The 4,412-nt window shown below is 59.6% G+C and carries 7 protein-coding genes and 1 pseudogene; 6 read left to right on the top strand and 2 right to left on the bottom strand.

All coding sequences use genetic code 11. From position 1 onward, the window contains the following. Positions 1-310: pseudogene (locus VFL62_RS10595) on the top strand (hypothetical protein); the annotation flags it as partial. Positions 311-428: 118 nt separating this feature from the next. Here VFL62_RS10595 and VFL62_RS10590 read toward each other — a convergent pair. Continuing rightward, positions 429-965, bottom strand: a complete 537-nt coding sequence (locus VFL62_RS10590) for an inorganic diphosphatase (RefSeq protein WP_325172327.1) — start codon at positions 963-965, stop codon at positions 429-431. 101 nt (positions 966-1,066) lie between these two features. Between VFL62_RS10590 and VFL62_RS10585 the strand changes: the two genes are divergently transcribed. The 5 genes from VFL62_RS10585 (at position 1,067) to VFL62_RS10565 (ending at position 4,168) form a co-directional block, all read left to right on the top strand. Beyond that, positions 1,067-1,414, top strand: coding sequence for a DUF3147 family protein (locus VFL62_RS10585; RefSeq protein WP_325172326.1), 348 nt, complete (start codon positions 1,067-1,069; stop codon positions 1,412-1,414). After that, entirely contained in the window at positions 1,411-1,827 is a 417-nt protein-coding gene (locus tag VFL62_RS10580; protein ID WP_325172325.1) for a hypothetical protein, read from the top strand. Before VFL62_RS10585 ends, VFL62_RS10580 begins: the two co-directional genes overlap by 4 nt. A gap of 15 nt (positions 1,828-1,842) precedes the next feature. Further along, the gene (locus tag VFL62_RS10575; RefSeq protein WP_325172324.1) at positions 1,843-2,448 is read left to right on the top strand and encodes an isochorismatase family cysteine hydrolase; all 606 of its coding nucleotides are present in this window, start codon (positions 1,843-1,845) and stop codon (positions 2,446-2,448) included. Further along, the gene (locus tag VFL62_RS10570) at positions 2,445-2,717 is read left to right on the top strand and encodes a hypothetical protein (protein WP_325172323.1); all 273 of its coding nucleotides are present in this window, start codon (positions 2,445-2,447) and stop codon (positions 2,715-2,717) included. The genes VFL62_RS10575 and VFL62_RS10570 overlap by 4 nt, the downstream gene beginning before the upstream one ends. Before the next feature lie 983 nt (positions 2,718-3,700). Further along, complete coding sequence (locus tag VFL62_RS10565; RefSeq protein ID WP_325172322.1) at positions 3,701-4,168, top strand: phosphatase PAP2 family protein; 468 nt, start codon at positions 3,701-3,703, stop codon at positions 4,166-4,168. 45 nt (positions 4,169-4,213) lie between these two features. Here the strand turns inward: VFL62_RS10565 and VFL62_RS10560 are convergent. After that, positions 4,214-4,412 (bottom strand): hypothetical protein (locus VFL62_RS10560; RefSeq protein WP_325172321.1); only part of this gene is annotated, 199 nt, incomplete at its 5' end.

Below are 4,412 nucleotides of genomic sequence, written 5' to 3'. Positions count from 1 at the left end.
GGGAATCACCGGTTTTATGGTCGAGGCGGAAGAGGAGGCCGTTCAGGCCATTCAGCGTCTCGATAAGTTGAGCCGTTATGAAGTGCGCGCGCAGTTTGAACGCCGATTTTCTGCAGAACGAATGGCGCAGGACTATGTTGCGCATTACGGTGCGCTTATCAGTATAAAGCCGGAACATCGCGCCGGCTCCGCCATGCAAGAAGCTGGCACGCAATTAATTTGCCCTGCACCGGACAACCTCGGCGGCGTGGCAATGCAATCGTTGCGGAGCCTAGCGGGCAGAACAACGGCGCCGGGCAGCAGGACGTAAGAGAGAGGCACCAGATTACGCCTGCCCAAACCGCCGCCCAAAAATAAGCCAACCGACCGACGAACACGTATCAGATGAGCACTATCGCCTGATTATTCCGGCGGTGATGTTGAGCAGGTTACTCGCCGCCCCTCGAAAAACTCTTGGCGCTGTCCTTGATCGTCTTCATCGCGATCTTGGGGCCTTTCCACCCGATGATCTCCAGTTTTTTGTCTTCAAGCTCGTCAGTTGCGATAAAAAACTTCTCAAGCTCTTGCTGAATCGGCTTTGAGAGGTCCCGGACGTCGCGAATCGCCTGCTCGGAGTGCGAGCGTCGGGGCACGGCGAACAGGCGGTCGTTGCGCTCGGCCTTCTTTTTGCTCTTCTGCTCGATCTGAAGAATGCCGATGATGCGGCAGGTCAGCACGATGCCCGGGAAAGTCGCCGCATCGTGGATCACCATGATGTCGAGCGGATCGCCGTCATCGGCTTTGGTGGAGGGCACGAAGCCCCAATCGTGCGGGTAGGTCAGCCCTGTGAGGAGCGATTTCGAGAGAATGAAGGTTTCGAGTTTCGGATCGTACGCAAATTTGGCTCTGCTCCCGCGGGGCGTTTCCACGACAACATGCACGTCGTCATCTTCCGTAAAAGGCGGCAAGTTGATGAAGTTCGGCATGGCGAAGGTCCTAGGGAGGGGTGTGCGGCGCAGCGCAAAAAGACGCTGAACTGACCCACAGGTTAACCGTTAGCTGTCAGTTGGTTCCACAGGTGGCAATGATGGTTGAATATGGCTTACGGTTCCTTGCCGGCGGGATCGCGGTGTCTGCGTTCGCGGTGCTTGGCGACACCTTGCGCCCTAAAAGCTTCGCGGGCCTGTTCGGCGCTGCTCCGTCGATTGCCCTCGCGACGCTTCCTATCACCTTGTCGCAAAAGGGCGCTCCGTTTGCCGCCGTGGAAGGCCGCTCGATGATCGTGGGGGCTTTCGCGCTCGCCGCCTACAGCTGGGTGGTGTGCGTCTTGCTCAAAAAATTCCTGCTGTCTTCGCGGACCGCGACGATGGCAACTCTGATTGTCTGGTTCGTAGTTGCGTTTGGTGTATCAGCGGCCCTGTTTCAGCTCTCATGATCGTCCAGTTCAAGCCTTCCGCCCTTCGTCAGACGCGCTGGTACGAGTATCTCGTCAGATTCGTGCTCGGCGGGGCGATGACCGTAGTTGCAGGCCTCATCGCGGCCTGGTTCGGACCCGTCATTGGCGGGCTGTTTCTCGCCTTTCCCGCGATCTTTCCCGCAAGCGCGACTTTGATCGAAAAGCATATTCGGCAACGCAAGGAGAAAGCGGGTCTGCCGGGAGCGCGGCGCGGCAAGGAAGCCGCGGCGCTCGATGCCGCCGGAGCGGCACTCGGAAGTTTGGGGCTGGCGGCTTTTGGCCTCGTGATCTGGCTGATGATCGTGCCGTCTGCCGCCTGGGCTCTCGTCCTCGCTGCGGCTTCGTGGCTCGCTGTCGCGGTGCTCGCATGGCAGGCGCGGCGATGGTTGTAGAAGGCTGAGCGCGGCATGGGCGATCAGCTATTGCCTCTTCCCCTGACCGAACGCAGCGTGCACCTGTGCGTGGACATGCAGCGGATTTTTTCGGCCGAAGGCCCTTGGCCGACGCCATGGATGGACAGGGTCTTGCCGGTCGCGGCGGCGCTCGCGAACCGTCATCCCGAACGAAGCATCTTCACTCGCTTCATCCCGCCCGAACGTCCCGACCAGATGCCGGGCATGTGGCGGCGCTATTACACCCGGTGGCGCCTGGCAACCCGCGAGTGCCTTGATCTGCGGTTATTGGAGTTGATGCCGCCGCTCGCGGCGCTTTGCCCCCCGGCGACCGTCATCGACAAAACACGCTATTCCGCCCTTGCCGAACCCAGTCTGGCCGAGCATTTGCGGGAGCGCGAGGCGGACGCGCTGATCGTCTCGGGGTCCGAGACCGATGTCTGTGTGCTGGCCACGGTACTGGACGCGGTTGATATTGGCTACCGCGTCATCGTCGTGCGCGACGCGGTGTGCAGCTCGTCTGACGAAGGTCACAACATGCTGATGCGGCTCTATCACGCCCGGTATACAGAACAGATAGAGACCGCCGATGCCGCGACAATCCTCACGCGGTGGGGATGACCTTCGATCTTTCCTCCGGCATTGCGTCTCGCCGCCTGCGCGTGCTGGTTGACTTCGCTCTGCGCGAGCTTGGTGAGCGGTTCGTCGGTCTTCTTTTCCTCGCCGAGCGCGTCTCAAGGAGCTTCACCGCCTGGTACAGGCCGAGCTCAGACATCGTGTGTCATCGCGAGGCGGCTGACCAACTAAAGCAGCACCATCGAGTGAAACGGCAAGCTGCCGCGGGATCGGTGATCAAGTTTAGTCTGCCGCCCGCAAACGGCGCGTCGTGAGTTCAATCTGCCCGTTGGGTAATGGCCGCCATTGCTCGACAACGGCTATGTAACCGTCCCGTGGAGCCTGTCTGATAATCTCGCGAGCCATAACGCGAGCCGCTTCGACCGGCAGCCTGAACGTTTCACGCATGATTCTGTCAGTCGGCTTACGCAGGTTGGAAATGCGCTCTGCGAGTTCGCTCGGTCGTTGGGCCATGGACAAGCCCACCGCCTCCACTAGAGGAAAGTCAATCGGTCTTTTTGGAAACGCTAAAGTTTTCCCAAATATCCACTCCTGGGAGGCAGCTTAGTCGAGCCGCTTTAGCACGGCTTAGGAGAGTCACCGGTGGTTTTTTGCGCCGGCCGGGTGTTTGAGAGCGGCTTGAGCGGGAAACGGTTCAGCGGTAGCCGCCTCGGTCGCCGATCTTTGATACCAGTTCGATCCGTTGATAACCGGGCTCGCGATCGGGACAGATAACATCGCTCTTCTCATGGTGTGACGATCCCTCCGAAGGCGGTTGTTCCACTCGCCTTGCGTCAAATCAAGGCTGATTCACCGAAGCGTCATAAAATGCGATCTCAGTTGGATTGTTCATCTTTTACGCTCGAAAAACACAATCATGTTGAAACTGATCATAACCGATTGTGGCGGTAGTCCCACTGAATGGGAATGGCGCGTCTGCGACGCTGCAGGTCAGCCCTTAAGGATAGGTTGGCAAAGAAGCCGTGACGCGGCCAAGCAGGAAGGCGACAGAGCGTTGTTCAAGCTGATCGGTTCAGGCGGGACGACCTACTCTATCCCGAAAAACATGCCTACACGCGGACATTGAAACCCGACAGCGCGCCGGCGGGGTCCCAAGCCCTGTGGTCCGGGAGCGGTCGCTGCGCTCGCGTGTCTGAAAATCGCGGCCCATCCGGCGACGGCGGTCGCGTTTCATTGGAACCCTAATGCTGCTTATGCGTCGATAAATGTTCTTCCAACAAAGAGGCAGACACCGACGATGGCTCTCGTTACGGTTCGTCCGACGGCTGCTAAAATCGCGATTGCAAACGTCATCGCGGCACACACCAATTGTCCGACCGAAGGGGTCGCGAAAGTGCTGACCTGGGGCGCCGACGAGCACCTGCTGTTGGCGTTGACGGCGGCCTGGTGGCTCTGGTCGCGCAGCCAGTCGCATGATCGCCGAAAAATCGCCGACCATTTCCTTGTCACGACGCTGGTCGCCTCCGGCCTGCCGCATCTGCTGAAGACCGTGTTCGATCAGCGGCGTCCCGACCGGCTCACGGCAAGCGGGCACCGGCGCGGCATCCCGCTTTCGGGAAAGCCGCTTGATGCGTTCCCTTCCGGCCCTGCTGTGCATGTCGGTGCGCTGGCTTCGGCCGCGTCGTGTCTGCCGCGGCGGATACGAACGAGCGTTCGCTTCCCGCACTTGCGGGCCTTCAGGCTTCCGTCGCTTATGGCTTGGTAGATTTTCGTGCGGCCGATGCCGGCTACCAATCGAAAGCCCTTCGCGCTACTCGACTTGCGATAATGGCAGCACTTTTACGACCCTAACTCGCTCAATTTCTTCCTGAACTGCGGCACGGCTGGCAATGCCGGGCAATACGATTTCAGGCTGAACGACCTGCGAAAGCGTAGGACAAAACTCCGGTTTGCTTTCCCACTCAGTCCCCGGCAATTCTGGACAAGCACCATTAATGATTGCCCAGTCG

Origin of the sequence: Bradyrhizobium sp., from assembly GCF_035701725.1 — a bacterium.
Classification (GTDB): Bacteria; Pseudomonadota; Alphaproteobacteria; order Rhizobiales; family Xanthobacteraceae; genus Bradyrhizobium.
The sequence above is the reverse complement of the archived record's forward strand: the minus strand, read 5'-3'. Positions and strand labels throughout refer to the sequence as shown.

Bases quoted from the DNA above. Each gene is read 5' to 3' on its own strand.
- VFL62_RS10590 (WP_325172327.1), bottom strand. From the start codon at position 965: ATGCCGAACTTCATCAACTTGCCGCCTTTTACGGAAGATGACGACGTG.
- VFL62_RS10585 (WP_325172326.1), top strand. From the start codon at position 1,067: ATGGTTGAATATGGCTTACGGTTCCTTGCCGGCGGGATCGCGGTGTCT.
- VFL62_RS10580 (WP_325172325.1), top strand. From the start codon at position 1,411: ATGATCGTCCAGTTCAAGCCTTCCGCCCTTCGTCAGACGCGCTGGTAC.
- VFL62_RS10575 (WP_325172324.1), top strand. From the start codon at position 1,843: ATGGGCGATCAGCTATTGCCTCTTCCCCTGACCGAACGCAGCGTGCAC.
- VFL62_RS10570 (WP_325172323.1), top strand. From the start codon at position 2,445: ATGACCTTCGATCTTTCCTCCGGCATTGCGTCTCGCCGCCTGCGCGTG.
- VFL62_RS10565 (WP_325172322.1), top strand. From the start codon at position 3,701: ATGGCTCTCGTTACGGTTCGTCCGACGGCTGCTAAAATCGCGATTGCA.